The organism is Treponema sp. JC4 (assembly GCF_000260795.1).
In the GTDB taxonomy this organism is placed as follows: domain Bacteria; phylum Spirochaetota; class Spirochaetia; order Treponematales; family Treponemataceae; genus Treponema_D.
This window is the reverse complement of the sequence record NZ_AJGU01000011.1, coordinates 12,873-38,864: the sequence shown is the minus strand read 5'-3', so window position 1 is coordinate 38,864 and position 25,992 is coordinate 12,873. Positions and strand designations below refer to the sequence as shown.

The 25,992-nt window shown below is 41.8% G+C and carries 20 protein-coding genes; 10 read left to right on the top strand and 10 right to left on the bottom strand.

What is annotated here, in order from left to right; genetic code table 11:
- The first annotated feature begins 144 nt into the window (after window positions 1-144).
- The 4 genes from MSI_RS06460 to MSI_RS06445 are packed head-to-tail and all read left to right on the top strand — an operon-like array spanning window position 145 to window position 7,183.
- Window positions 145-1,977, top strand: coding sequence for an NAD(P)-binding protein (locus tag MSI_RS06460; protein WP_009104961.1), 1,833 nt, complete (start codon window positions 145-147; stop codon window positions 1,975-1,977).
- Window positions 1,974-4,673, top strand: a complete 2,700-nt coding sequence (gene fdhF, locus MSI_RS06455) for a formate dehydrogenase subunit alpha (RefSeq protein WP_009104959.1) — start codon at window positions 1,974-1,976, stop codon at window positions 4,671-4,673. The genes MSI_RS06460 and fdhF overlap by 4 nt, the downstream gene beginning before the upstream one ends.
- Entirely contained in the window at window positions 4,673-5,869 is a 1,197-nt protein-coding gene (gene glp, locus MSI_RS06450) for a gephyrin-like molybdotransferase Glp (RefSeq protein ID WP_009104957.1), read from the top strand. Before fdhF ends, glp begins: the two co-directional genes overlap by 1 nt.
- Window positions 5,870-5,911: 42 nt before the next feature.
- Entirely contained in the window at window positions 5,912-7,183 is a 1,272-nt protein-coding gene (locus tag MSI_RS06445) for a hypothetical protein (protein ID WP_009104955.1), read from the top strand.
- Here the strand turns inward: MSI_RS06445 and MSI_RS06440 are convergent.
- Window positions 7,180-7,461, bottom strand: a complete 282-nt coding sequence (locus MSI_RS06440) for a ZIP family metal transporter (RefSeq protein WP_009104953.1) — start codon at window positions 7,459-7,461, stop codon at window positions 7,180-7,182. The genes MSI_RS06445 and MSI_RS06440 overlap by 4 nt on opposite strands.
- 8 nt (window positions 7,462-7,469) lie before the next feature.
- Here MSI_RS06440 and MSI_RS06435 point away from each other — a divergent pair, with 8 nt between their 5' ends.
- The 4 genes from MSI_RS06435 (at window position 7,470) to nifH (ending at window position 10,201) form a co-directional block, all read left to right on the top strand.
- Window positions 7,470-7,844, top strand: coding sequence for a hypothetical protein (locus MSI_RS06435; protein WP_009104951.1), 375 nt, complete (start codon window positions 7,470-7,472; stop codon window positions 7,842-7,844).
- A 98-nt stretch (window positions 7,845-7,942) separates the two neighbouring features.
- Window positions 7,943-8,821 (top strand): radical SAM protein, encoded by an 879-nt coding sequence (locus tag MSI_RS06430; protein WP_009104949.1) that lies wholly within the window; start codon window positions 7,943-7,945, stop codon window positions 8,819-8,821.
- Complete coding sequence (locus MSI_RS06425) at window positions 8,814-9,215, top strand: NifB/NifX family molybdenum-iron cluster-binding protein (protein ID WP_009104947.1); 402 nt, start codon at window positions 8,814-8,816, stop codon at window positions 9,213-9,215. The genes MSI_RS06430 and MSI_RS06425 overlap by 8 nt, the downstream gene beginning before the upstream one ends.
- 134 nt (window positions 9,216-9,349) lie before the next feature.
- Entirely contained in the window at window positions 9,350-10,201 is an 852-nt protein-coding gene (nifH, locus tag MSI_RS06420; RefSeq protein ID WP_009104945.1) for a nitrogenase iron protein, read from the top strand.
- 118 nt (window positions 10,202-10,319) lie between these two features.
- On the opposite strand, the gene MSI_RS06415 is transcribed toward nifH, so the two are convergent.
- The gene (locus tag MSI_RS06415; RefSeq protein ID WP_155815516.1) at window positions 10,320-11,027 is read right to left on the bottom strand and encodes an acetolactate decarboxylase; all 708 of its coding nucleotides are present in this window, start codon (window positions 11,025-11,027) and stop codon (window positions 10,320-10,322) included.
- 370 nt (window positions 11,028-11,397) lie between these two features.
- Between MSI_RS06415 and MSI_RS06410 the strand changes: the two genes are divergently transcribed.
- Window positions 11,398-12,120, top strand: a complete 723-nt coding sequence (locus MSI_RS06410) for a hypothetical protein (protein WP_009104940.1) — start codon at window positions 11,398-11,400, stop codon at window positions 12,118-12,120.
- 26 nt (window positions 12,121-12,146) lie between these two features.
- On the opposite strand, the gene MSI_RS06405 is transcribed toward MSI_RS06410, so the two are convergent.
- Window positions 12,147-13,583, bottom strand: a complete 1,437-nt coding sequence (locus tag MSI_RS06405) for a response regulator (protein WP_009104938.1) — start codon at window positions 13,581-13,583, stop codon at window positions 12,147-12,149.
- Window positions 13,580-15,358 carry a sensor histidine kinase gene (locus tag MSI_RS06400; RefSeq protein WP_009104936.1) on the bottom strand — a complete coding sequence of 593 codons (1,779 nt, stop codon included), beginning with the start codon at window positions 15,356-15,358 and terminating at the stop codon, window positions 13,580-13,582. Before MSI_RS06400 ends, MSI_RS06405 begins: the two co-directional genes overlap by 4 nt.
- A 186-nt stretch (window positions 15,359-15,544) precedes the next feature.
- On the opposite strand from MSI_RS06400, the gene MSI_RS06395 reads away from it, so the two are divergent.
- Window positions 15,545-18,331: a glycoside hydrolase family 3 C-terminal domain-containing protein gene (locus MSI_RS06395; protein WP_009104933.1), complete on the top strand. Its 2,787-nt coding sequence runs from the start codon at window positions 15,545-15,547 to the stop codon at window positions 18,329-18,331.
- An 82-nt stretch (window positions 18,332-18,413) separates the two neighbouring features.
- Here the strand turns inward: MSI_RS06395 and MSI_RS06390 are convergent, their stop codons facing one another.
- The 6 genes from MSI_RS06390 to MSI_RS06365 all read right to left on the bottom strand — a co-directional run bounded on the left by MSI_RS06390 (window position 18,414) and on the right by MSI_RS06365 (window position 25,978).
- The gene (locus tag MSI_RS06390; protein ID WP_009104931.1) at window positions 18,414-19,952 is read right to left on the bottom strand and encodes a hypothetical protein; all 1,539 of its coding nucleotides are present in this window, start codon (window positions 19,950-19,952) and stop codon (window positions 18,414-18,416) included.
- A gap of 123 nt (window positions 19,953-20,075) precedes the next feature.
- On the bottom strand, window positions 20,076-22,142 hold the full coding sequence (locus tag MSI_RS06385; protein ID WP_009104929.1) for a hypothetical protein: 2,067 nt from the start codon (window positions 22,140-22,142) through the stop codon (window positions 20,076-20,078).
- 96 nt (window positions 22,143-22,238) lie between these two features.
- Complete coding sequence (locus tag MSI_RS06380; RefSeq protein ID WP_009104927.1) at window positions 22,239-23,186, bottom strand: glycosyl hydrolase; 948 nt, start codon at window positions 23,184-23,186, stop codon at window positions 22,239-22,241.
- Between the two features lie 9 nt (window positions 23,187-23,195).
- On the bottom strand, window positions 23,196-23,774 hold the full coding sequence (locus MSI_RS06375) for a hypothetical protein (RefSeq protein WP_009104925.1): 579 nt from the start codon (window positions 23,772-23,774) through the stop codon (window positions 23,196-23,198).
- A 21-nt stretch (window positions 23,775-23,795) separates the two neighbouring features.
- Window positions 23,796-25,148 (bottom strand): glycosyl hydrolase, encoded by a 1,353-nt coding sequence (locus MSI_RS06370; protein WP_009104923.1) that lies wholly within the window; start codon window positions 25,146-25,148, stop codon window positions 23,796-23,798.
- Between the two features lie 152 nt (window positions 25,149-25,300).
- On the bottom strand, window positions 25,301-25,978 hold the full coding sequence (locus MSI_RS06365; RefSeq protein WP_009104921.1) for a hypothetical protein: 678 nt from the start codon (window positions 25,976-25,978) through the stop codon (window positions 25,301-25,303).
- Between the last annotated feature and the right edge of the window lie 14 nt (window positions 25,979-25,992).

Sequence of the window (25,992 nt, the reverse complement as noted above, 5' to 3'; positions counted from 1 at the left end):
TTGAAAATAAATTCAATAGATGATTCTGGATTTACTGAAATTTGCACAGAATTTATTCATTTTACAAGGGGAAATTTTGGTCTTATAATTATAAGAATACCGCGGGGTCTAACCTGCCCGCTCTCACAGGAGATTATAGTTATCATGCATCGTCTGGCAAAAAAAGGAAATATGAATGACCGCATGAATGTCATTCTGAATAAATTTAAAGCAAGAATTACTTCATATCCACCGGGAATGTGCCCGCTTGTCCTTTACCGCTCTCTTTTACAAATGTCGATGAACCAGAGCTGCGGAAAATGCGTTCCCTGCCGCGACGGACTTGTAGAAGTAGAAAGACTTCTTAGTTCAATTTTAAAAGGCGAAGGTTCTGAAGAAACATTAACCAAGATGAAAGACCTTTGCACTATGATTGTTCAGACTTCTGACTGTGCAGTTGGTGCTGTTGCTGCAAATATGGTTTTGCACAGTATGGAAGAATTTGCAGATGAATATGAAAGTCATATTAAATCCCATAAATGCGTTGAAAATACAATTCAGACAATTCCTTGCGTTACCCTTTGTCCGGCTCACGTAAACGTTCCGGGCTATATTTCACTTATAAAGGAAGGAAAATACGATCAGGCTATCAACCTTATCCGCGATAAAAACCCCTTCCCGACTGCCTGCGCAATGGTTTGTGAACATCCATGTGAAAATAAATGCCGCCGTCAGATAATTGATGAGGCAATAAATATCCGCGGTCTTAAAAAGTTTGCCGTTGATCAGATGAATGCAAGAAATGTTCAGCCGCCAAAAGCAAACGTAAAAACCGGAAAGAAAGTTGCAATTGTTGGTGGTGGTCCTTCTGGACTTACCTGTGCCTATTATCTTGCCCTTATGGGTCATAAAGCCGTAGTTTTTGAAGAACATCAGAAGCTTGGTGGAATGCTCCGCTACGGAATTCCTGAATACCGTCTTCCAAAGGCAAAACTTGATGACGATATAGAAGTTCTTATTAAAACCGGTGATATTGAAATTAAATATCAGACAAAGGTTGGCCGCGACATTCAGTTTGATGAACTCAGAAAAAATTATGACGCTGTTTTCCTGGGAATTGGTGCTCAGATTGGTAACCGTATGCCGGTTGAAAACGCAAATGCGCCAAACGTAATTCCTGCCGCAGACTTTTTGCAGATGGTTGCAAAAGGCGAAAGCATGAATCTTACAGGTAAAAAGGTGGTACTGATAGGCGGAGGAAACGTTGCAATGGATGCTGCCAGAACTGCAGCCCGTCTTAATGCCGCAACAATTCACGTATTTACCCGTAAGCGCGATGATATGACTGCCCTTTCAAGTGAAATCAGGGCGGCAATGCAGGAAGGAGTCCGCTTCAGAACCCTCTTAAGCTTCCTGAACCTTGAAGCAGACAAGAAAACAGGACTTGTTCAGGCTCTCTGGCTTCAGCCGGAAATTGTAGGTCCTTATGATGATTACGGACTGGTAACTACAGAACATTCAAGTGCCTACCCTTACCGCTTTAAGTGCGACCTTTTGATTTTGGGTGTCGGACAGCGAAGTGATGCAGAACCTTTTGAAAAGGCAGGAGTTCCTGTAAACCGGGGACGAATCATTGCAGATGAGACCTGCCAGGTTAAGAATATGGAAGGCGTTTTCTCTGGCGGAGACTGCGTAACAGGACCTTCTACCGCTATTAATGCAATTGCGGCCGGTCAGGTTGCAGCCTACAATATCGATGAATATCTTGGTTATCATCATAAAGTTGAATGTAATGTAAGTGTTCCTGCTGCCACCCCAAAGAGTTACATCGCAACAGGACGTGCAGAAATTGAAGAAAGAGATCCTTTTGAACGTGTATGCGATTTTAAGCACGTTGAAATTCCTATGACCCAGGAAGAAGGCCAGCGCGAAGCTGGAAGATGTTTACGCTGTGATCATTTTGGCTGTGGTTCAATGGTAGGAGGTAGAGGCGTATGATTTCCTGTACAATTAACGGTAAGACTATAAAGGTTGAAGAAAATACAAGCATTCTTGAAGCTGCAAGACAAAACGGAATTGATATCCCTACTCTCTGCTATGTAAAAGGAATTAATGAGATTGGTTCCTGCCGTCTTTGCATGGTTGAAGTTGAAGGGCTGGATTATATGATTGCGGCCTGCAAAACTCCGGTTACAGACGGTGCTGTAATTCATACTGAAAGCGAAAAACTTACATTATATAGAAAAGAAATGCTCAAGCTCATTCTTTCTAATCATGAAGTTGACTGTATGAACTGCCCTGAAAACGGTGCCTGCCGCCTTCAGTATCTCTGTAATAAATACGAAGTTCGGGAATCTGAATATTACGGTTCAAGAACAAAGCTTAAAAATAAATTTCCACTTCTGGATTCAAATCCTTATATTGCCTATGACCCGCTTAAGTGCGTTCACTGTCAGGCCTGTATCAGCGTATGTAACAAGGCTGCTGTAAATCATACTATGAAGAGCGGAAGAACCGGCGTTTTCCATCTGGTAGAAGCTCCATTTGGTGCAAACTGGAAGGAAACTGGCTGTGAATCCTGCGGAAACTGTGCTTATGCCTGCCCGACCGGTGCCCTTACAATGAAGCGCCAGCAGCACTACCGCGAATGGGAAGTAAAAAAGGTTCTTACGACCTGTCCTCACTGCGCTACAGGCTGCCAGTATTATCTTGTTGTAAAGGATAATAAAATCGTCAACGTTGAAGCGGCTGACGGTCCTTCCAACCACGGACTTTTGTGCGTAAAGGGAAAGTCAGGAAGTTTTGATTTTGTTCATTCACCAGACAGATTGACTCAGCCCCTTATTAAAAATAAGAAGACCGGCAAATTTGAAGAAGTCAGCTGGGAAAAAGCGATTTCTTATACCGCAGAACGTTTTATGGAACTTAAAAAGAAGTACGGCGGGGACTCGCTTGCGGGTTTTGCCTGCTCGCGTTCTGCAAACGAAGATATTTACATGGTTCAGAAAATGGTCCGTACCTGTTTTGGAACCAACAACACCGATAACTGCGCCCGTGTTTGCCATTCCGCTACTGTTGCAGGTCTTGCAAAAACACTTGGAAGCGGCGCAATGACAAATCCGATTTACGACATCACTCACGACGTAGACTGTATTCTTCTTGTCGGCTCGAACCCGGAAGAAGCCCATCCGGTTGTAGGAATGCAGATTCGTCAGGCTGTAGAAAAGGGAACCCGGCTGATTGTAGTTGACCCTAGAAGTATCGGGCTTGCCTCTAAGGCTGACATTCACCTGAAGCTTCGACCGGGAACAAACGTTGCCTTTGCAAACGGCATGATGCACATAATGATTGAAGAAAATCTTGTTGATAAGGCATATATCGATGAGTTTACAGAAGGCTATGAGGAAATAAAAAAGCTTGTAGCAGATTATACTCCGGAAAAAGTCGGAGAAATCTGTCACATTGACCCGGATATGCTCCGTGAAGCTGCCCGTATGTACGCGACAGCAAAAAAAGCACCAATCATTTACTGTCTTGGAGTTACGGAACATTCAAGCGGAACTGAAGGTGTTATGAGCATGTCTAATATGGCCTTGCTCTGCGGAAAGCTTGGAAAGAGCGGCTGCGGCGTAAATCCTCTTCGCGGTCAGAATAATGTTCAGGGTGCCTGCGATATGGGAGCCCAGCCTACAGATTATCCGGGCTACCAGAAGGTTGATAACGACGAGGTTCGTGCCAAGTTTGAAAAAGCCTGGGGAGTAACTTTAAGCGCAAAACCTGGCTTAAAGGCTACAGAAGTTTTCCCTGCCGCAATCAAGGGCGATATTAAAGGCCTTTATATCTGCGGTGAAGACCCTGTTGTTTCTGATCCTGATACTCACCACATCATCAAAGCGCTTGAAAGCCTTGAATTCTTTGTAGTTCAGGACCTCTTTATGACAAAAACTGCTGAATATGCGGACGTAATTCTTCCTGCAATCAGCTACACAGAAAAGGAAGGAACCTTTACAAATACAGAACGCCGCGTTCAGAGAATCAGAAAGGCAGTTACTGTACCTGGCAATATGAGACCGGACACCGACATCCTGATTGATTTGATGAATGCGATGGGCTACAAGCAGCCTTATCTTACGCCTTCTCAGATTTTTGATGAGATGGCTTCGCTTACACCTAGCATGGCTGGAATTTCTTTTGAACGCCTTGATAACGGGGAAAGCCTGCAGTGGCCTTGTAAGGAAAAAGACAAGCCGGGAACTCCTATCATGCACGTTGGAAAACCTGTCCGCGGTCGAGCCCTCTTGTACCCGGCTGCCTACAAACCGGCTCAGGAGCTTCCAGACCAGGAATATCCTTACTTCTTAACTACTGGACGTATTTTGTACCAGTACAATGCGGCAGCCATGACAGCCCGCGCACCGGGACTTATGGAAATTGCAGGCGAAGGCTTTATTGAAGTGAACTACAAGGATGCGGAAAAGCTGGGCTTTAAAAACGGAGAAAAAATCCGTGTTACAAGCCGCCGCGGTTCAATTACTGCGACAGCCCGCGTTGGAAGAAAATGCTCTGAAGGCGAAACCTGGATGCCTTTCCACTTCCCGGATTCTCCTGCAAATATGCTTACAAATGCTGCCCTCGACGAATTTGCCCGCATTCCTGAATTCAAAGTCTGCGCCATACGTCTGGAGAAAATCTAGTGGAACTGGAAGAAGCCGTTTCTATACTTAAAAATGCACTTGCACCGCTTACAGAAACGGAACTTTGCCCGCTAACTCAAGCGCACGGACGCATTGCCGCAAGTGACCTGTATGCGCCGATAAACGTGCCGCCTTTTGCCAAGTCTGCCATGGACGGATATGCCGTAAGGGCTGCTGACGTAGCAGGAGCAAGCGGGGAGACCCCTGTGGAGTTGAAAGTTACAGGTCAGCTTTTTGCAGGGGATTGGCAGGAAAATGCGCCGGTGGAAGGTGCAGTCCGCGTGATGACAGGCTCACCCATTCCCGAAGGCTTTGACGCCGTCGTAATGCAGGAAGATACCGACTATGGAGAAAAAAAAGTTCTGATATATTCGCCAGTTCGTGCCGGACAGAATTACTGCGCCCTAGGTGAAGATATAAAAAAAGACTCCCTTGTTCTTAAAGCCGGGACTAAAATCGGGCGGGCTCACATCGGACTTCTTGCAAGCCTTGGAATTGCCGAAATCGAAGTCCGGCGTAAAGTAAAAGTTGCAATAATCACAACAGGATGTGAACTCCTTGAAGCTGGAAAAGCCCTCGCACCCGGAAAGATATATTCCAGTATTGCACCAATGCTTTCTTCTGCCGTTCTCCTTGCAGGACAGACTGTAATTGAAAATCATATTGTAAGTGATGATGAAAAAGCAATTTCTTCTGCAATCAAGAATGCCGCCAACACAGCAGACATCATAATCACAACAGGCGGCGTTTCCGTAGGAAAAAAAGATTTACTTCCCGCAGTTTTAGATTCCCTAACTGCTAAAAAGCTTTTCTCTCATGTAAAAATTCAGCCGGGCACCCCTACCCTCGTAAGCCTTCTGAATAAGAGACTGATTCTAAGCCTTTCAGGCAACCCTTACGCAGCTCTTGCTAACTTCGACATTTATTTTTATCACGCAATTGCTGTCCTTACAGGCTGCCCGGAACTCGCCCCTCAAACAAAAGATGCAGTCCTCAAAAGCCCTTATGAAAAAATCAATAAAATGCGTCGCCTTGTCCGCGCCCGATACCAGGATGGATATGTAAGTCTTCCGTCACAAAATCACGCGTCATCAGTTATCAGTAACCTGACAGAATGTAACTGCTATCTTGATGCCCCTGCCACAAGAAGGCTTTCCTTGAATGACAAAGTCCGGATTATAATGATTCCAGAATAAAGTTTTTCTTGCAGATGTAATCTAGCATGGTATAATTAACGCATGAAGAGTCTTTCAAAGCTTATTACAATCATTTTGAGTCTGGCAATTGCCGGATTTTTTATTTCATGTAAATCAAATTCTGATGACGAAGAATTCTATAGCATAAATATTGTAGCTCCTGTTGTTGATGGAGAACTTTCCGTTGATAAGAAAACAGCAAAACAAGGTGAAGAGGTAACAATTACGGCTACCCCTCGCGAAGGTTATGTCCTGAAAACACTAAGCGTGAAAGATTCAGCTTCAAATGATATTACAGTCACAAACCTTAAATTCCAGATGCCTGCAAGCAATGTAAACATAAGTGTAGAATTCGCAGCAAAGTCGTCTGCAAGCTATACAATAACTGTTTCAACTTGTGAAAATGGAACTGTTACAGCAGCAAAAGATTCCGCAACAGCCGGACAGTTTATTTCTTTGAACAATAAACCAGACGACGGCTATGAGCTTAGAGAATATATTATCAAAGATGCAAATGGTAATACGCTTCAGATTAATAAACTGTTTGGTCTTGTTTATTTTACGATGCCTGCAAGTGATGTAACAGTAAGTGCAAGCTTTACTGATTGTTATGTAAAAATTGCATATGGAATAAAGTATGGTACCATCACGGTAAATAAAACAGATCCAGAAGAAGGCGATATCATTACCATTAATATAGAACCTAAAACAGGTGCAACTTTAAAAACTATTACGGCAACAACAAAAGAAGGAACAGAAGTAACAGTAACATTAGCAGATGATAAAAAGAGTGGAACTTGTACAATGCCAAAATCAATTGTTACAATAACAGCAACTTTTGACGGCAGCTATATTCCGGGAAGCATCGTACTTTCAGATGAAACCATAATTCCGTATGAAGAAAATCTTAAACTTACTGAACAGCAAAAAGCCGATGCTGTTGCCATCATTTGTTACAATGGAACAGACATACTAGGTATTGGATTAAATGATAGCAAATTATTAAAGTGGACGGAAACAGAAGCTTTTGCCACCAATTATGGTACAAATCTTACTTCTCCATTTAATACAGACTGGAAAATACCAAATAAAAAAGAACTTTCAGCTGTCTTGAAAGCAAAAGACATCATAGATACATCACGAGAGCTTTGTAATCATTCAAAACTAGAAAAAGAATATTACTGGTCTTCAACTGCAGATGAATCAGACAGCAACAAAGCTTACTTTATTACTGGTGATGGATTAATAGATTCTAAACTAAAAACTGACAGCTGCAAAGCATTTGTAATACGAGATTTTACTCCGGCACCTTAGCCTAAAGCCACATCCAGAATCATCATCAGGGTAAAGCCCAGCATAAACATGATTGTTCCCCAGTTTGAATGTTCTCCTTCCGCCATTTCAGGAACGAGTTCTTCAATCACCACGAAAATCATTGCACCGGCGGCGAAACTCAAAAAATATGGAAGAACCGGGCTTATCAGCGAAGAAAGAAGAACCGTTATAAAGCCCGCAAGAGGCTCAACTATACCTGAAAGCACTCCATACCAGCAGGCTCTTCCCTTACTCAGTCCCTTTGAATGAAGGGGCATCGAAATAATTGCGCCTTCCGGGAACTCCTACCCTTGCAAGCCTTTTTGATGGAAAATTAATTTTAAGTCTTTCGGGTAACCCCTACGCTGCCCTGGCAAATTTTGATATTTACTTTTACCAGGCAATTTCAGTCCTGACTGCAAACCCTGAAAGTGAACCTGAAAAAAAGACTGCAATTCTGGCCTCCGACTATGAAAAAGTCAATAAAATGCGAAGGCTTGTGCGTGCAAAATATGAGGATGGAAAAGTCAGCCTCCCGGCAAATAATCACGTATCATCTGTAATAGGTAATATGACAGAGTGCAACTGCTACCTTGACCTACCCGCCCAAAGCCATATCAAAAAAGGCGACAAAGTTCAGCTTCTGATGATGAAAAAATAACCTAAAACCTATTGACAAAGTAGGTTATTAAAAGTAAAAATATGCGTATTATTACCTAGTAAATTAATAGGTTTTATCTCACACAGGAGTGTACGCATATGGCAAAATCTTTCGCAGAACTTGAAAAATCACATCCTTGCTTTGGAAGTCACGGTGCTACAACCGGACGTATTCACCTTCCTGTCTGCCCGGGCTGTAATATTGCCTGCAGATTTTGCGAACGCTCTATAAATACAACGGAAAACCGCCCGGGTGTTACTGGACGCGTTTTAAAGCCGGAAGAAGCAGTTGAAATTGTAGGAAAAGCTCTGGATATCAGTCCGGAAATAAGAGTCTGTGGAATTGCAGGTCCTGGAGACACACTTGCCAGCAACAATGCCTTTAAAACCTTCAGCCTTGTAGGCGAAAAATTCCCGAAGCTTATAAAATGTATGAGTACAAACGGTCTTTTGCTGAACGAACGTGCGGACGAAGTGATTGCGGCGGGAATAGACAGCCTTACAGTTACTGTAAATGCCGTAGATCCTAAAATTGAAGCCCAGCTGAATGACTATATCATCTGGCATGGAAAGAAAATTGAAGGCGAAGAAGGAGCAAAAATCCTGATTGAAAACCAGCTGGCAGGAATTAAAAAAATCTGCGAAGCTGGAATTACCGTAAAGGTGAACACAGTGCTTGTTCCGCGAATTAACGGCAATCATATAGAAGAAATTGCCAGAACAGTTGCGGAGCTTGGGGCAGATAAATACAACATCATCCCTCTTATTCCGAGCGCAAAGCTTAAGGACGAGCCGGCACCAAACTGTGCTGAAATTGAAGCAGCCAGAAGAGCGGCAAGTCAGTATATCGAGCTCTTTTTGCACTGTAATCACTGCCGCGCCGACGCAATCGGTGTGCCGGGAAAAAGTGAATTTGCAAACAAGGTTTATGCAAATTTCCGCAGCGTAAACGTTGAGGAGCACTTCTCTCATGGCTGATAAAGAAAAGACAGTCGAAAGTTCTCCGTCAAAATACCGCGTCGCCGTCGCCAGCACTGACGGCGAAAGCGTAAATATTCACTACGGAAAATCAAATCTCTTCTATATATATTACGTTGATGACGAAACAGGCTATGATCTTGTTGAAAAACGCAGCGTGACTCCTGTCTGCCAGGACGGAAGCCATGTAAAATCTGATATGGAAGAAAGCGTAAAACAATTCAAAGACTGTAAATATGTGGTTGCCAGCCGTATTGGAGCCGGCGCTCTACAAGCCCTCACCTCTTCTGGTATTATCAGCATGGAATTACCCGGCAGCATCGACGATGCAATTCTTAAAGTATGGAAGTATAACCGGGTTCAGGGGCTCTTCTCTAATCTGCAGTCAGAATAAAAATTTAAAATATTTTTAATAACCTATTGACATAGTAGGTTTATATCTTTATATTACTATTACCTACTAATCGAGTAGGTTTAATTAAAGCAAACTAAATTATAAGAGCATAAGTTTCTTAGAGGAAGGCTACGATGGCAGAAATCAGACAGATTGCAATTTATGGAAAGGGCGGAATCGGAAAATCTACGACTACGCAGAATTTGACAGCAGGACTTGTTGAGCACGGAAAAAAAGTCATGGTTGTAGGATGTGACCCTAAAGCTGACTCTACCCGTCTGCTTCTTGGCGGCCTTGCACAGAAAACTGTACTTGATACAATCCGCGACGAAGGTGAAAACGTTGAACTTGACCGCATCATGAGAACAGGCTTTGGCGGAACCCGCTGTGTTGAATCGGGCGGACCAGAACCAGGAGTTGGTTGTGCAGGCCGCGGTATCATCACTTCTATCAGCATGCTTGAAAACCTTGGCGCCTACACTGACGACCTGGACTTTGTTTTCTACGACGTTCTTGGTGACGTAGTTTGTGGTGGTTTTGCTATGCCAATCCGCGAAGGTAAAGCTAAGGAAATCTATATTGTAGCTTCTGGCGAAATGATGGCTTTGTATGCGGCAAACAACATTGCAAAGGGTATCAGCCGCTACGCTAAGGCAGGCGGTGTTCGTCTTGGTGGTATTATCTGTAACAGCCGTAACGTTGACCGTGAGCTTGACCTGCTCCGCGCATTTGCAAAGGAACTTGGAACTCAGCTTTTGTATTTTGTTCCACGCGACAACATCGTTCAGCGCGCAGAAATCAACAGAAAGACTGTAATTGAATATAAGCCGGATTCAGCACAGGCTCAGGAATACAGAAACCTTGCAGAGGCAGTAATCAATAACCAGACTTTCACAATTCCAACTCCTATGACTCAGGAACGCCTTGAGCAGATTCTTCTTGAGTACGGTTTGATGGACGCTCTGGAAGACGATTACAAAATCTAATTATAAAAAGCAGGAGGGAGAAGTCTCTCCCTTCGCGCCAGCCAGCTCCGCTGTCTCGCGCTACCCTCTCTCCTAGGGGCTTAGCAGCCCCTAAAACCCCGCAAAAAAATGTTCTATTTTATCCCTGCTCTACCTTTTTGATTTCGTCTTTTGACGCGCTTTTTAGAGAATATGTGTCAAATGCGGGGTCTTTGGGAAGCTGAATATCTATGCGGGTCTTCTTTGCAAGCCGTACTTTTCCGCTAGTCATCTTGATTTCATACACATGTCCACCCTTATTACGCTCGTCGTTCACAAAATGCAGGTGCCAGCCAGCCGCATTTATACCGTCCATATAGTCAGGGTAATAAACTCCCACAAGGCTTCCTGTAATGTTCGAGAATTCAAAAGAAGTCTGCGTAATATCAAGCATATCTTTGAGCGTTACATGATGCGCACGGTATGGTAATTCCGAGCGGGCATAGATTTTTTCAAAAGTGCCGTGTACCTGTATGACATGCATACTGTTCAGCCCAAAATCTTCTTCTATGCGATTGTTCAGTTCAGCTTTAAGGCTTTCCATAGTATAATCGCCGGAAAGCTCGAATTCCCGGCAATTGTCCATGTATGCTACGGAGGCAAAGGGCACTCCCCGCTCGTCGCCCGCTTCTGTAACCCTTCCATCATCCATCGCACGATAGCATTTTCCATCAATTACTATCATCTCGCCATTCACATCTTCAAACGTGCCGAGCCCTGTTTCGCCATGCTGAATTAGCCCGCCAACCGTCATCACTGCGCGCGTATATCCAAGAGCCAGTGATTGCAATGTAGAAACCTGAAACATCCTTGCGTCCATTCTTTTCCTCCATGTTATTTTCAGGAATAATGTGATTGAGATTACAAGAAAAATTATAACATAGTATTATCTTTTCACAAATAAAAATTGCCAATTCTAAAAACTAGCTTTATAATTTTACACACCTGACCGCAAGTGCTGCAACAGCCATCGCAGACACAACCGTTACGCTTACCGTAAGGCAGGGTGATAGACTGACTGGCATTCTAATCTATTTATTCCCACCACAAGGAGGACGCCCCAGACAGCAGGCGCCCTCCTTTTATTAACACTATACATAACAACCAGCCCCCCCCTAGACAAATAACTATATTCTCTATAATATGACGACATTCTAAACAAACTCATGGAGAAAACTATGAAAATTTTAAAAGCATTTGGAATGGCATTAATGCTTATTTTCGCTTCTTGTAGTTCTACTCAAGTTATTAATCCAGGTAACGTTTCATCAGATGAATTGTCTGTTTTAACGGCATCAGATTATTCAATTTGTATTGATGCAGTTGATGGAACAGAATTACCAGTAAACACTCATTCTGTAACAGTAGCACCTGGAGAACATGAAGTTACTTTTTCTTATCACAACGTTGGCGGAACAAATTCAATTGTTACTTTGATGAATATAAGTGCTACTTTTGTTAATCAGCCAACAACACAGAAAGTAACAATTCTTCCTAAAAGAAAATACGGTATCAGGTACAGCATCAACGTAATTTCTAACGAAGTAAAATACACTCTTGTTCCAGAGCCTTCAAGCAAGGAAGATTACCTCGTAAATTCTTCTATGTACCATATGAAAGAAGTAAAACGTCCAGAAGGATACAAACCTTCTCTCGACATTTATGATGAGTTACCAACTGAAAAGAATTTTGAAATTCTCGGGTTTGTAAAATACACTTTGAACACACATGGAGCTCGTATCAAAAAAGTTTCTATTGAAGAAATGGTATATCTTCTTGAAGAAGCAATGAAAGCAAATAATGTAACCTTTGATGCAATTGGTTACAAGACAATGCAAACAGGAGCTTCCCCTATGTGGCACGTTACTCTTGAGGCTCTTGCCCTTAAATATACAGAATAACCCTACTCGTCCGGCGAATTTTACTTTTAGCGGCTGTAGAGACGGCCGTATTCGCCGGCACTCATACCGTTCATTTCGCGGAAGGACTTCATGAAGTGTTTTACGTCCTTAAAGCCGCACTTTTCTGCAACTTCATAAACCTTATAGGTGCCTTTTTCCAGTAAATGCTTGGCCTGCTCCATTCGGAAGCGCTTGAGGTAATCATTAAAATTAACGCCCATCTGTTCCTTGAACTTTTCGCTGAACCAGGTGTAATTCATGCTGACAAAGTTTGCAACTGTTGCCATTGTGATATCCTGGCTGAAATGATCTTTAATATACTTGAGGGCGGTTGTAATATAGGAATATTTTCCCTGCTGGTTTTTCAAAAGCTGAAGAAGATAGAGAATGTATTCCAGAACATATTTTTTCCATTCTTCAAGGGAAGAAACTGCCGAAATATTTTCTATCATCAGGCTCTTCGAATAAAGATAAGTTTCTCCGGTTGTGAATTTCGGGTAGCGGGAAAAAAGTCCTGTTGTAATTTTGTAATAGGCATAATACAAAAACTCATCAGGGTAGTCTGTTTCAATTGAATCAAACTTCAAAAATTTCTGCACGGCCTTACGAACTTCATCTTCATTCAAAAGATCAAGGTTTGCAATAATTTTATCATAAATAACATCGTAATCTGTAAAATCCGGATGGCCACGGTCTTCGGAATATCTGAAAACACCCTTCTGCTCTGGAACAAAGAATTTTGTAAGCAGAGCGCAGAAAGACTGGTGATGGAGAGGACGCAAATCTGAAACGCTTGTAGAAAGCAGGCTTACTCCAAGGGCACAGTTTGCAAGAGAGGGATGCGAAATTACTTTTTCAAGCAAATCTTTTGAAACAATAAAGCTGATAAAACCTTTTTTCTGCTCAATTACGTAATGTGTAATTCCGTCCAGAAAATCCGGTTTCATGCAGTTACAGCCCGCAGAACAGATTGAAACGCAGTACATTCCCTTTTTAGCAAATTCTGCAATATCCTGGGCAATATCTTCAGAAAGATGACCTTCCTTTATGAAAGAGCGGAATTTCTGTTCGTTTTTCTGTTTAATATCGCGGCGGATTCCAGAAAGAGCCTTATCCACTACTCTTAAAAGCTCCTGAGAGTCTACAGGCTTGAGGATATAAGAACTGGCTCCGTTTTCAATTGCCGCTTTGGCATAAGAAAAATCATCAAAACCAGAAAGAACTATAATGGCTGGCTTTCTTTCAAGCTTAGAAACCTTTGACATAAGCTCAACTCCGTCCATTACCGGCATGCGGATATCTGTGAGCATTACGTCCGGAAAGTGAGTGTTACAAATTTCCAGGGCCTCAAGGCCGTTTTTTGCCTCAAAAAATTCAACATCGTTTTCGTAGGCATCGGAAAGAAACTTCAGGATTCCAGCGCGGATAAGTTTTTCATCATCAACTATAAGAAATTTTGTCATTTTATTTCCCCCTCAAGTAACAGCGGAACACGAACTATTGTTCCCTTGCCCAGCTCAGACTGAATATCCAGTTTGAATTCAGGCCCGTAAAAGAGCGAAAGCCGCTGCTGTATGTTTTTTATACCAATACTTCCCGTTGAATCCCTTTCATATTTTTCATCTGCAAGATACAAACGGATTTCTTCAAGTTTTTCCTGAGTCATTCCCGCTCCGTAATCCCGGACACAGAGCCAGACCTTGTGATTTTCTTCTTCAAGCTGAGTATACACACAGATTTTTGAATCCTGAGCCAGAGGTTCAATTCCGTGAATAAAAGAATTTTCAACAAAAGGCTGAACAATCATCTTTGGAATTTTCATTTCCTTCAGATAATCCGGGATATTGAATTCGAGCGTAATTTCGTAATCGTTGCGCAGATTAAGGATGTAAACATAAGACTGAATGTATTCCATTTCCTGTTCCAGCGTAACGGTATGAATTCGCCAGCGGAGGCAGTAACGCATCATTTTTCCGAGCATGAGGATGCTTTTTGAAATATCATCGTTATCTGCCAGAACTGCCTGCATGTGAATTGTTTCCAGAACATTGTAAAGGAAGTGGGCATTAATCTGATTCTGCATAGCCTTCATTTCGGTATCGGCAATAAGCTGCTGCTCTGTCTTAATTTGCGAAATCTGATTTGTAAGCTGGCGGGTCATAGCATTAAAGGCCTGCTGAGCTTCGCGGACTTCGTTGCTGCCGTCAACAGGAATCTGAACTGAAAGGTCGCCTTTATTAACCTTCTGCATTCCTTCCATCACAGAATAAACGCCGCTAAAAAGACGATAGGCTGTGTAGCGGACAACAATGAAGAATCCCACTGTAATGAGAAGCATAATCAGAATGACAAAAAACATAAGAAGCTGGGAATCGTCGGCCATAGCAAGTTCGCAGGAATGAGCAATTACGATACCGAGCTTTGGAACATAACGCCAGGCAACAACACTTTTTTTGCCATTAATCGACATGGTAAAAGTGTCGCGGGGATTTGCAAAAGCAAAATTTCCGATTGTATCAATTTCGGACTGAAGCAGGGAATTATCTGAATAACCCTGACAGTCGCAATAAATCTGAGAATAGTGTCTTCCCTCTTCTGTTTCAGAAACCTGAATTACAAAATCGTGCTGGTGAGATTCCTGTTTGCGCTGTAAAAATGGGAAAAAGTTTTCCATGCGCATTGCAAGCTGAATCCAGCCGACAGGACGCCTTCCATATGTAACTTCACGGGTAAGGCAGACAGATGGATTGTACTGAGCTTCAAGATAAGAAAGATAAGAGGCCCTGTAATTGAATTCCCATTCAGAAAGAGAGGCAAGATCTTCGCGATCAGAATGAAGGAATACAGGAAAGCGTTCTGGAACAAGATTACTGTTTGCAAAAACCCGGATTGAATAAATCATAGGTTCAACAGAAAGGATGCGTTCAAGAGTAAGAGTTTCGTCTTTAATTGTGCGGATGATTTCACTTTCATCACGGTTTTCTGGAGTAGTAATAAAAAGCAGAAGTTCTCCGTTTGCGCGAATCATTTTGTCTATAAGTTCAAGAGACTGAATATTTTCGTTGATTTTCTCTTCATTCATGCGAACTTCAAGACTGCACAAGGCTTCGAGACCGTTAATCATATGTCGGTAAATCCAGGCAATGGTTACGCCAAACAAAAGCAGAAGAGGAGCAAGTACGATACCGGAAAATGCCAGAACAACCTTGCGCGAAAAACGCAGTTTATTACCTTTCATCTTATGTTCTAATTTTACTCTGCCAATAGAAGGGTGTAAACAAAATAAATCTGCATTACATAAAAGACTCCCCGTGAACCGAAAATTTGACACCCATATAAGAATGCTCTTTTAGAAACTTCTATGATAGACTCAAAAGAAAAACTGGCGGCTGTAATTGCCGTCTTACACAGGAGATATGATTTTATGACATTCTCAGAAACAATTTGCCGCGCTGCGGAAGAAGGTGCGGTGCTTCTTAAAAACGAAGAATGCCTTCTTCCTTTCACAAGTCAGGACAATGTGGCAGTTTTTGGCCGCTGTCAGAAGGACTGGTATCGTTCGGGAACTGGCTCAGGCGGTTCCGTACATGTAAGTTATACTACAACCCTGATCGACTCACTTCTGGAACTTTCGCTTTCTGACGGTTCAATGCCTCACATAGATGTAATGCTTGCAAAAACCTACAGCAACTGGATTCAGGAGAATCCTTATGATAACGGTGGCGGAGCCTGGGGTGCTGAGCCCTGGTGCCAGAAGGAAATGCCACTTTCAAAAGAACTTCTTGAAGAAACCGGCGCAAACAATTCAAAGGCAGTCTATGTAATCGGACGTACGGCTGGCGAAGACAAGGACAACATGGCTGAAAAAGGCAGCTGGTACTTGAATGATGATGAAAAAGCTGCCCTCAAAGCTATCTGCGGAACTTTTGAAGATGTCTGCGTGGTTTTGAATGTTTCCAACATCATTGATATGAGCTGGATTAACTCGCCGGAGTTTAAGGGCCACATAAAGGCTGTGCTTATAGCCTGGCAGGGGGGACAGGAAGGCGGAAGGGCGGCTGCAAGAGTCTTGTGCGGTCTTGCCAATCCAAGCGGAAAACTCAGTGATACAATCGCTATGTCCATTGATGACTACCCTTCTACAAATCATTTTGGAAGTAAAGGAGATATTTTCTACAAGGAAGATATCTATGTGGGTTACCGATATTTCTCGACCTTCGCACCTGAGCGGATCCTCTTTCCGTTCGGATTTGGTCTGAGCTACACAAGTTTTAATACATCAATAAAAAAATCTGAATTTAAAAATGGAAAAATTACCGTTCAGGTGGAAGTAAAAAACAGCGGAAACTTTGCAGGAAAAGAAGTCCTACAGGCTTATATTTCGGCTCCTCAGAGAAAGCTGGGAAAGCCTGCCAGAGTTCTTGCTGATTTTAAGAAAAGTTCAGAATTAAAAGCTGGTGAAAGCCAGACCTTAGAGCTTTCTTTTTCCCTCTCTGACTTTGCAAGCTATGATGATTCAGGACTAACCGGATATCAATTTGCCTGGGTATTGGAAGAAGGCCTTTACAGGGTCTTTGTGGGAAGCGACAGCCTAAGTGCAACGGAAGTTTTCTTTGACGGGAAAAGCGGTATCAACCTTTCTAAGACTGAGGTCGTTGAACAGTGCAGGCAGGCACTTGCGCCCGAAAGTGATTTTATGAGACTTCATCCTATAGCTTGTGCTGACGGAACTTTTGTTGCAAAAGAAGAAAAGGTTCCTAAAATGAAGGTTGACCTGGCAGAAAGAATTAAGGCAGGTCTTCCTGAAGAATATCCTTTTACAGGAGACTGGGGAATACGCTTTTCTGATGTCCTTTCTGATAATTCTAAGCTTGATGCTTTTATTGCACAGCTTGATGACAAGGAACTTGCGGCAATGGTTCGCGGCGAAGGTATGATGAGTCAGAAGGTAACGGTTGGCATTGCAGCTGCTTACGGTGGAATTACCCAAAGCCTTAGGAATTTTGGAATTCCTGCTGCCGGCTGTTCTGATGGTCCAAGCGGAATCCGTCTGGATACTGGAAAAGAAGCAAACCTCATGCCGATTGGTACCCTGCTCGCCTGTACATGGAACCCTAATATAATAGAAGATTTATACACTTTTGAAGGAAAGGAACTGGTTCAGTATGAAATTGACAGCCTGCTGGGACCTGGCGCAAATATTCACCGTTCCCCATTAAATGGACGAAACTTTGAATATTATTCGGAAGATCCTCTTCTTTCAGGAATGATTGCAAAAGCAGCTCTGCGCGGCTTGAATATAGGCGGAGCAAGCGGAACAATCAAGCATTTTGCGGCAAATAATCAGGAAACCTGGCGGCGTACAAGCAATTCTATAGTTTCTGAACGAGCCCTTCGCGAAATCTATCTTAAGCCTTTTGAAATTGCAGTAAAGAGCGGCGAAGTAAAATCGCTGATGACCAGCTACAATGCTATTAACGGGCACTGGACTGCAAGCAATTATGATCTGGTAACCACGATTTTACGAAGGGAATGGAAGTACCAGGGGCTTGTTATGACTGACTGGTGGGCAACCATGAATGACTGTGTAAAAGGCGGAAGTGAAAGCATTAAAAACACAGCCAGCATGATTCGTTCTGGTAATGATGTTTACATGGTTGTAGACAACGACGGCGCTGAAAAAAATATGTATGAGGACAATACGCTTGAGGCTTTGAAAAATGGAAGTCTTACCCGTGCTGAACTTCATGCGGCAGCAAAAAATATCCTGAACTTTATTATGATTTCTCCGGTCGCAAAACGGCCTCTTCGTCCGCTGAAAATCTTTAAGTCTTTCCAGTCGGTATTAAAAGAGCAGCCTTCTGATGCTCTTTTAGTTGATGAGGGCAAGGACTTTCTACCGGAAGGCGAAAGCTTCTATCTGAATGCCCAGCATGATGCTATGTACAATATAAGCGGCACTTACAGCAAGGAAGGCGATGATCTTTCTCAGTCGGTAACGAACATTCTGATTGACGGAAGCCCGGCTGCCTCTCTTGAATGCAGAAGCACTGCAGGTATAGAAACGACTGTAAACGCTGCTCAGGTTAAGCTTGAAAAAGGCTTCTATAAAATTACCCTTGAGCACACAAAGCCTGGAATTACGGTAAAAAAACTGAATATTTCAAGCCAAGTAATTACCCCTGTTTCGCTGGGAGTTATTTCGGTTTAGAAAAAGATTAGTTAGAAGGTAAAAGAAGGGCGGCACTTAAAAGTGCCGCCCGATTTTTTTTAGGAGAGTTTTATATGGTTAACTATTCTGTGATGTCAGAAATTTTAAAGTCTGAAATAGTAATTGTTGAAGCATCCCCAGGGAAAGAGAATACACAATTGAATGCATTCTGATTTGCAGTTGGTGTGATTTCAGCTGTAAGAACCTTATCAACACCTGCTTCATAAGTAAATTGTTTTGCTAACTCTTTTCCTCCTGCTTCATCTTTAAAGATACAATTATTAAGAGTAGCTGTTGAATTTACAGTAACACTAATGAAATATGTTCTTCCTGCTTCAAAAATATCTCCAGAACTTGATTTTACATCAAGGAAAAGTTGACATGACCATTCGCCCCAGGTGGTATCGGCTGGTTTATTTAAAGTTACAGTGTTATCAGCAATTGTTACTATATCACCAGTCTGTTTTACATTATTTTCTCCATCATGAGAAACATCTGCATATCTATTAAGATTTACAGATGATACAAGATTTACCAATTCACCAATTACTGTAAGAGAAGCTGTAGCTGTAAAATCTTTACCATCAACAGTGTATTTTGCAGTAACTGTAAGATCTCCTGCTTTTGTTCCAACAGTAAGAAGACCTTCCTCTGAAATGCTTGAACCTTCTGCTGCATCACCAGAAAGAGAATATATTACTCCGCTTGTAAGAGTAACAAGATTTGAATCTTTTACTGTGAACTGCTGTTTTCCACTCTGGAGAATATTTGCACTATCAGGTGAAATTGTGATTCCTGTTACAGGGATATTTGCAGGATCTGATTCTGCTGCTACATAAAGTTCTTTTACAACTGTAGTACCAGTTCCGTAAATAACAAGACCAATTTCATGAGCAACTTCTTTTGTATTAGCATAAGTTTCTGAATCTACAGGAGCGTAATATGTTCTTGTTCCGTCTGTATTATCAACCCAGTTGTCTTTTACAGAAAGCTGTCCAATACTTGTATCTGATGGATGACAAACTTTTACGTTAACTCCTGAACCTTCAAGATTGTAGTCAGAAAGATCAAGTGTGAATACAATCCATTTATACTTAGAAATAAGTCCGTCTGCAAAACCTGTAAATGCTGCAACCGAACCATTATCACTTCCACCCCACATGTTAGCAGCGGATATAAGTGTAAGTGTACCATCCTGATTTGGTGTTATTGTAGATCCACACCCCCATTCAGCTGCATTAATGCCAAATTTTTCTGCATCAGCATCTGTAGTTACAAAGTATTTTTTGTAATAAGCGCTCAAATCTGGTGCTTCAAAATCAGTTGAATCATCTACTGGAAATGGGTCTGGTTTATTTTCATCAACCGGCTTTGTATTATCCTCTCCAGAATCATCTTTGTCTTTATCTGGATCTGGATCTGTTATGCCAGGTTCGTTGGTACCAGGGTTGTTTGTACCAGGGTTAGTTGGCTGCTGGTTTTTGTTCTCATCTCCCGATGGAACAGTCTGTGCAGGTGTGTCATCATCCCCTACATCGTTTGCGCATGAAACGAAAAGTGAACTTGTCAGCAGGAAGAAGCTGCTGGCAAGAACTACAAAATTTTTTGTGAGTTTTTTCATAATTTTTGCTCCTAAGATTTTTTTTAGAATAATCTTATTCTCACTCTACTTAGAGAAAATTGATAGTCAGTCAGTTTTCTCTAAGGTTGTGATTTTTCGGGTCAGAAGCAAAAATTTGACACCTTATTCAATTTCCTGAATGTTAAGGCTTTCGATATTTGCCTTAGAAGCAGTGGCATTAAGTGTATAAACTACAGTAAGCTCATATCTCTTATCGCTTCCAAGAGGCTGTAATTTGAAAACTAAAGTGTGCTGACCAAGAGCATTCTCATTAGCAAAGTTTCCATTAGCTGGAACCCAAGTTACGCTATTTGCTCCAACTACATTCATGTCACCAGGCCAGTATGTATGCGAAGGAACTCCATCTGTAACAAAATCAGCATTTCCACCAATAGCAGAATCAAGATTAAGTGCATATTCATCTTTTGCCCAGGTAACAATTACAGAATACTGATCATTTACGCGGTGAAGTACTTCAACTTCCCAAGTATCAATTATTTTTGCTGCAAAGAAAGCTTTTTCGGCTTCATTAAGAGCTTCCATAGCTGCATTTACATCATCAACAGATTCAGAAGAAGTCAAGGCCTCTCTGGAAGTTGCAATTGCCAGCTTAAGAGCATCAAGAGCCCCTTCCTGATATTTTTCTGCATCAGCCTTATCTGCAAGGACTGTAATTTCATCAATTTGTTTCTGAAGCTTTGCTCGTGCCTTAATTACAGGATCAACTTTTGAAACCTTTACATTTTCAATTTCTGCCTCAAACTCATCAGCATTAGTCTGTCCGTTTAAAGTGAAAGGAACTTCAAACTCGTATTCATCTTCCCCTTTTACAAGAGTAAAATAGAGAGTATGACTTCCATTATGAAGAGAAGGTTCATGGAATGCCGGTTCAAGAGAGATGTATTCAGAAGTACTTTCAAAGTTACCAGGCCAGTAAGTATGAGATTCTACATCATCTATTTTAAAAGCCTTAAATGAATGATTTCCATCTTCATCAATAACAGCATCAGCTGCATTTTCCAACTTATAGGCTTCATCCATCCAGATAATTTTTACAGTAGACTGATCATCTGTTCGGCGGGTCACTTCTACATTCCACATTCTGATTTTCTTTGCAGCCTTGATTGTCTTAATTGCTTCAGAAAGACTGGAAGTTTCTTCTGTAATTTCTTTTACAGTGACACTAGGACTTGAAGCCTTACTCTTTGCTTCTGTAAGAACATTTGTAAATTCTGCAATAGCAGCAGCTTCATAATAAACATTATCTGTGTCTTTTATTGCATCTAGTTCTGTGGCAATGTCCTCTGCTTTAGAAATAAGGTCCATAAAATCTGGTAATACCTCTTCTACTGTAGGCTTATTAAGATGAATATCAATAAACAAAGGAGTAATTGCTTCATTATTTGGAGCAGCAGCAGAAAGGTCGTAGGCAAAGGTGAAATCCCATTTTTCTATTGTACCCTTGTTATCGTGAAGAAGACGGAAGGTCAATACGTGGAATCCTTTAGCAAACACTTCTTCACTGAAGGCAGGTGCCCAGATTACTGTTTTTTCATCTTCAATTACCTTATTTGCATCTTGAGGCCAGTAAATATGAGCTGCAACATCATCAATAATAAAGGAATCATAATTTTCAATGGAAGAAAGACTAATGGCATCCTGATCATTTTCCCAAATGATTTTTACCCGTGACTGATCCACATCATCTGCACGTTCAAAAGATAATGACCAGGATGGCAGATTCTTTTTAGTGATTAACTCTAAAAGGAGTGAAGCTAAAGTAATGCGTTCCGTTTTAAGAACTTCCTTTTCTACTTCATCAGCATCAAGCAAACCTTGAGCAAGAGCAATTTCTTCTTTCAATTCGGCAACAGCCCCTGCAGAATAATCGCCCACATCATCACCTTCAACAGCTCTTTCTGCAATAAGCTGGGCACAATCAACAAGAGCAGACAGGTCATCATAAGCAGCAACCAGTTCCGTATCAGTTATATCAGGACTTCCAAGAATCGGCTGATTTGGATTTACAGGAATAATAGGAATTGAATTGTCTCCAGAATCTTCCGGATTTTCAGCATGGACAGGAGTAGTTGATGCGGGAGAATCAGGTGAATCTGAATCAAAATTACATCCAGCCAAACCAAACACAAGCATTGTACATGCTAACATTAAGTTTCTAACTTTTTTCATAGTATCCTCCACACTATCATTTTCACACGTGACGGCCCTTTTTTGTAGGCCGTCATTTTTCAGAAAGGTGGGGATTTTTTGTGTGTTTTTTACGGTTTAGTCTGAATAATTAAGATAAGCCTTTCCAATACTTGTAAGAGTTCCATTTGAACCTTTTGCAGTAAAAATTGAATTATAAGGAATTGCCGAAACTGAGCCATGGCTCATAAACCATGCATAGCGTGCAACTCCCTCATAGCCGTCCATGAAGGCGACTTTCGTAGCCATTGAGCTGGTCTGGGCTGACATGCTTTCATTCTGGCCACCGTTGTTGTATTCCCAGGCACAGAATTCTGTAAGCCAGATTTTTTTGTTATAGGCAGAAGCACCGTTATAGTACTCTTTAAGGTAACCTTCCTGGGCTCCCGGCCAGTTCATATAGCAGTGAAGGCAGAAATAATCATAGCGAGGCTCACGGCCGTAAAGTTTTTTGAATTCGCTGATAAAAGCATCCATCCAGGCTTTTGGAGTGGCATAAACTTGTCCATCAGAAAGAGTTTCGCCGGAATACTGAAGGGCTGGTCCCACAAGTTCAAGGTTAAACTCGTCGGCAAGGTCTTCAAGATTTCTCCAGTCAGCCGCGGCATCAGCAGGAGTAATTCCAGACCCTCCTACACCAGCTCCCAGGTTTGGTTCGTTATAACCCAAAAGATATTTACAATCCGGGTGCTTTGTATAATATTCGCGAAGCTCGCTAAGACTCTGGGTACTCGAGAGTCCCCACTGCATAGGAATAAATTCAATTCCGTATTTCTGGAAAAGGGCATCTTCTGCGGCAGAGGGATGAGTTGCCCAGTTATAAACCCAGCTGACATCTGAATTTGAAAGCACTTTGATTTCTGCTTCGTTCAGACTGTTGTAGCTGAGTCCACGTTTCCCGTTTGGGTCAGAAGAAGCAGGAGAACCTGATTTCTCTTCACTTTCCGGCGAAAAGAAATTGCAGGAAAATAGAAAAAGCGAAAAAAATACTGAAAATACTATTACAAAAATGCGTTTAATATTCATATGTTTTTCCTAGTTATACTGTGGAATGATTTCATTTCCTTTTGCATCATAAAAAGATACGTTTTTCAGAGTGATTGTTGTTCCTGGGTCGCTTAAATCGCGCACGCCGCCAATAACAAAAAGATTTGTTGCACGAGCAGAGGCCTTTTTTACAGGTACTGAATAAGACATGAATTCCATAGGGATATCAAGTTCATTCTTATTGTTATTATCAATATTAAAATAAACTGTTCCGTAAGTTGAAGCCTTTGCATCAAAACGTACTTCCGCTACTTTTGAAAGATCAAAGGTACCGCCGTTATCTTTGCCATTATCATAAGAGCCGAATGCCCCGCCCCACCAGCCGACACTTCCAACTGTAATTGTTCCGCTTGCGTAATCAAGTGAAAAAGTCATGTCGTGGTCGTTCCATTCATCCTGCCAGATTTGAACTCCGCAGCCGCCAAAACTTTTAAAAAGTTTTGCATTTTCTACACCTTTTTCTGACGGCTTATAAGTAATTTTGTTTACCTTTGCAGAAAGAGTTCCGGCTGCCAGAAGAGCGGTAAAAAATAAAGTTGTGATTTTTTTAATTAGTGAAAGTTTCATATTTATCCTCCTGAAGAATCTTTATTTCAGCAAAAAGCTGACTATTTTTACTGATTTTGCGTTTCCAAGACTTTTAAGCTGGAGAATATGCTCCCCTTCTTCAAGCTGAATATTAAAACTAGCCTCAGTCCATTTTTTTGCAGGGACTAAAACCGAATGAAGTATTTCTTTTCCATCTGCATTTACAAAAAACTGCTGTTCCTTATCTGTCTGATAGCGAAGAGTAAGTTTATATGTTTTAGACTCCTCTATACGAAGCTGATAGTCTGCAAAACGTCGGGAAGTAAAATCGCCGATTTCAAGAGGAATTGTCTTTTCCGTTTTTTTGTCTGTGTTTACGGCAATGCCAAGCGGCGTATTAAAACGCACGCCATCTTCACCTTTTTCCCCTACGGTCGTGTTGTAATTGCTGGAAGAAACATAGCAGTAGGCAGGAATTCTTTCCCCCGCAGTAAACCAGCGGCTTTTATCAAGACGGCTCTGCTGAAGATAGATTTTTCCAAGCTCTGTAAGAGAACCGTCTACCCCTTTTGCAAGGAAAATAGAATTAAAAGGAACTTTTGAAACCTCTGCGTGACTCATAAACCAGGCATAACCTGCAACATTTGGATTTGCTTCCAGAGCTTCTACTTTCTGTGTCATAGAAGAAATCTGTCCTTCCAGGCTTTTGTGGGGAGTCTGATTCTGGTCTGAATCCCAGGCACAAAATTCTGTCAGTAATACTGGCTTTTTAAAATAGTCTGAATAAAAATTACAGAACCAGGTTACCGCACTCGGATAGTCCATATAGCTGTGAAGAGCTAAATAATCAAAGCGAGGTTCGCGGCCGTAAAGAGTTTTGAATTCAGAAATCCAGGCATTCATCCATTCTTCTGGAGCACCATAGATTTTTCCGTCTCCTGTAAGTGGTTCAAAGCCCCAGGTAAGGGCCGGAGAAACCAAGGCAACCTTGTATTTTTCTGCAAGATTTTCAAGGCGAAGCCATAAAACTGCAGCTTCCCCCGGAGTAAGGTCGCAGCCACCATAATTGTTTTTCATCATTGGCTCATTAAAGCCAAGAAGAAATTCTGCTTCTGGATGGCTGGCAAGATAGGCTTCTGCCCGGGAATACATATCTTCAAAGTCTTTACCGGCACCCCAGATCATGGGCATAAAAGAAAAGTCTTCTCCGCCAATATCCGGGTTTTCTTCTGAAGCTGCCCAGTTATAACCCCAGCTAACCTGACTCTTTTTTAACTGAGAAAGTTCTGCTGAATTAAGGTCGTTATAACAAAGTCCTCGTTTTGTCTTTAGCGTCTGCCCCTGCACTGCCATAAAGCAGGAAAGGAAGGCCGATACAACAATTATTTTTTTAATATATAGTTTCTTTTTCATAACTTGAGTATAAAACAGGTTGAGAAAAAGGATAGTGAGCCAAAGTTTAGAAAGGTGTGGGATTTTCGGGAAAGAAAAAGCACCGTCTGAGTAAAGGAGGAATCTCAGACGGTGCGGTAAAAAAAGGGATTCTTAATTTATTGTATTTTTAATTAATATACATTAAACGGAATATCTGTAACCTGCTTTCCATCTGCGTCATAGAAGGCAATATTATTTACAGTTACTGTATAGCCTTTTGAAGGTATAGAAAGATTGAAATAGAAAAGAATTTCAACATCATCAGAACCTGAAGAGATTGTATAAGATTTTCTTTCAAACTCTGTAGAAAGAGCTACACCATCTGCATGCTTTACTTCACCACCAGAAATGTAAGATGCAAATGTCATAGTTCCACCAGCCTTGCTAGCCTTAACATCAAACTCAATCTTTTTTATTTTTGAACAGTCATAAGAACCGATAACAGCTGCACCAGTTTCATCATAACCACCAAATACAGGGAACATAACAGCAGGACTTGCAGCTTCTGCAGTAATTGTTCCTGCATCTAAGTCAATTACAGGAGCCTGTCCCCAGCCTTCAGATGGTCCCCAAACCTGAATTCCAACAAATGGCGCATAACCAGCCCAGAATTTCTGAGAAGTTGCTCCTCCGTCAGGATTATCAATATTGCCACCAGTCCCCTGTTTCGGAGGTTCTTTATATCCCTGTTCAAGGCGAGTAGCTGCTTTAGAACCGTCGTTACTTTCAGCTTCCATTGAGCAGGCAACGAAAGCTAATGCGCTAAGAGCAATAAGTGCCCCTGTCATCAATTTTTTAACGATTTTCATAGTTTTTTTACTCC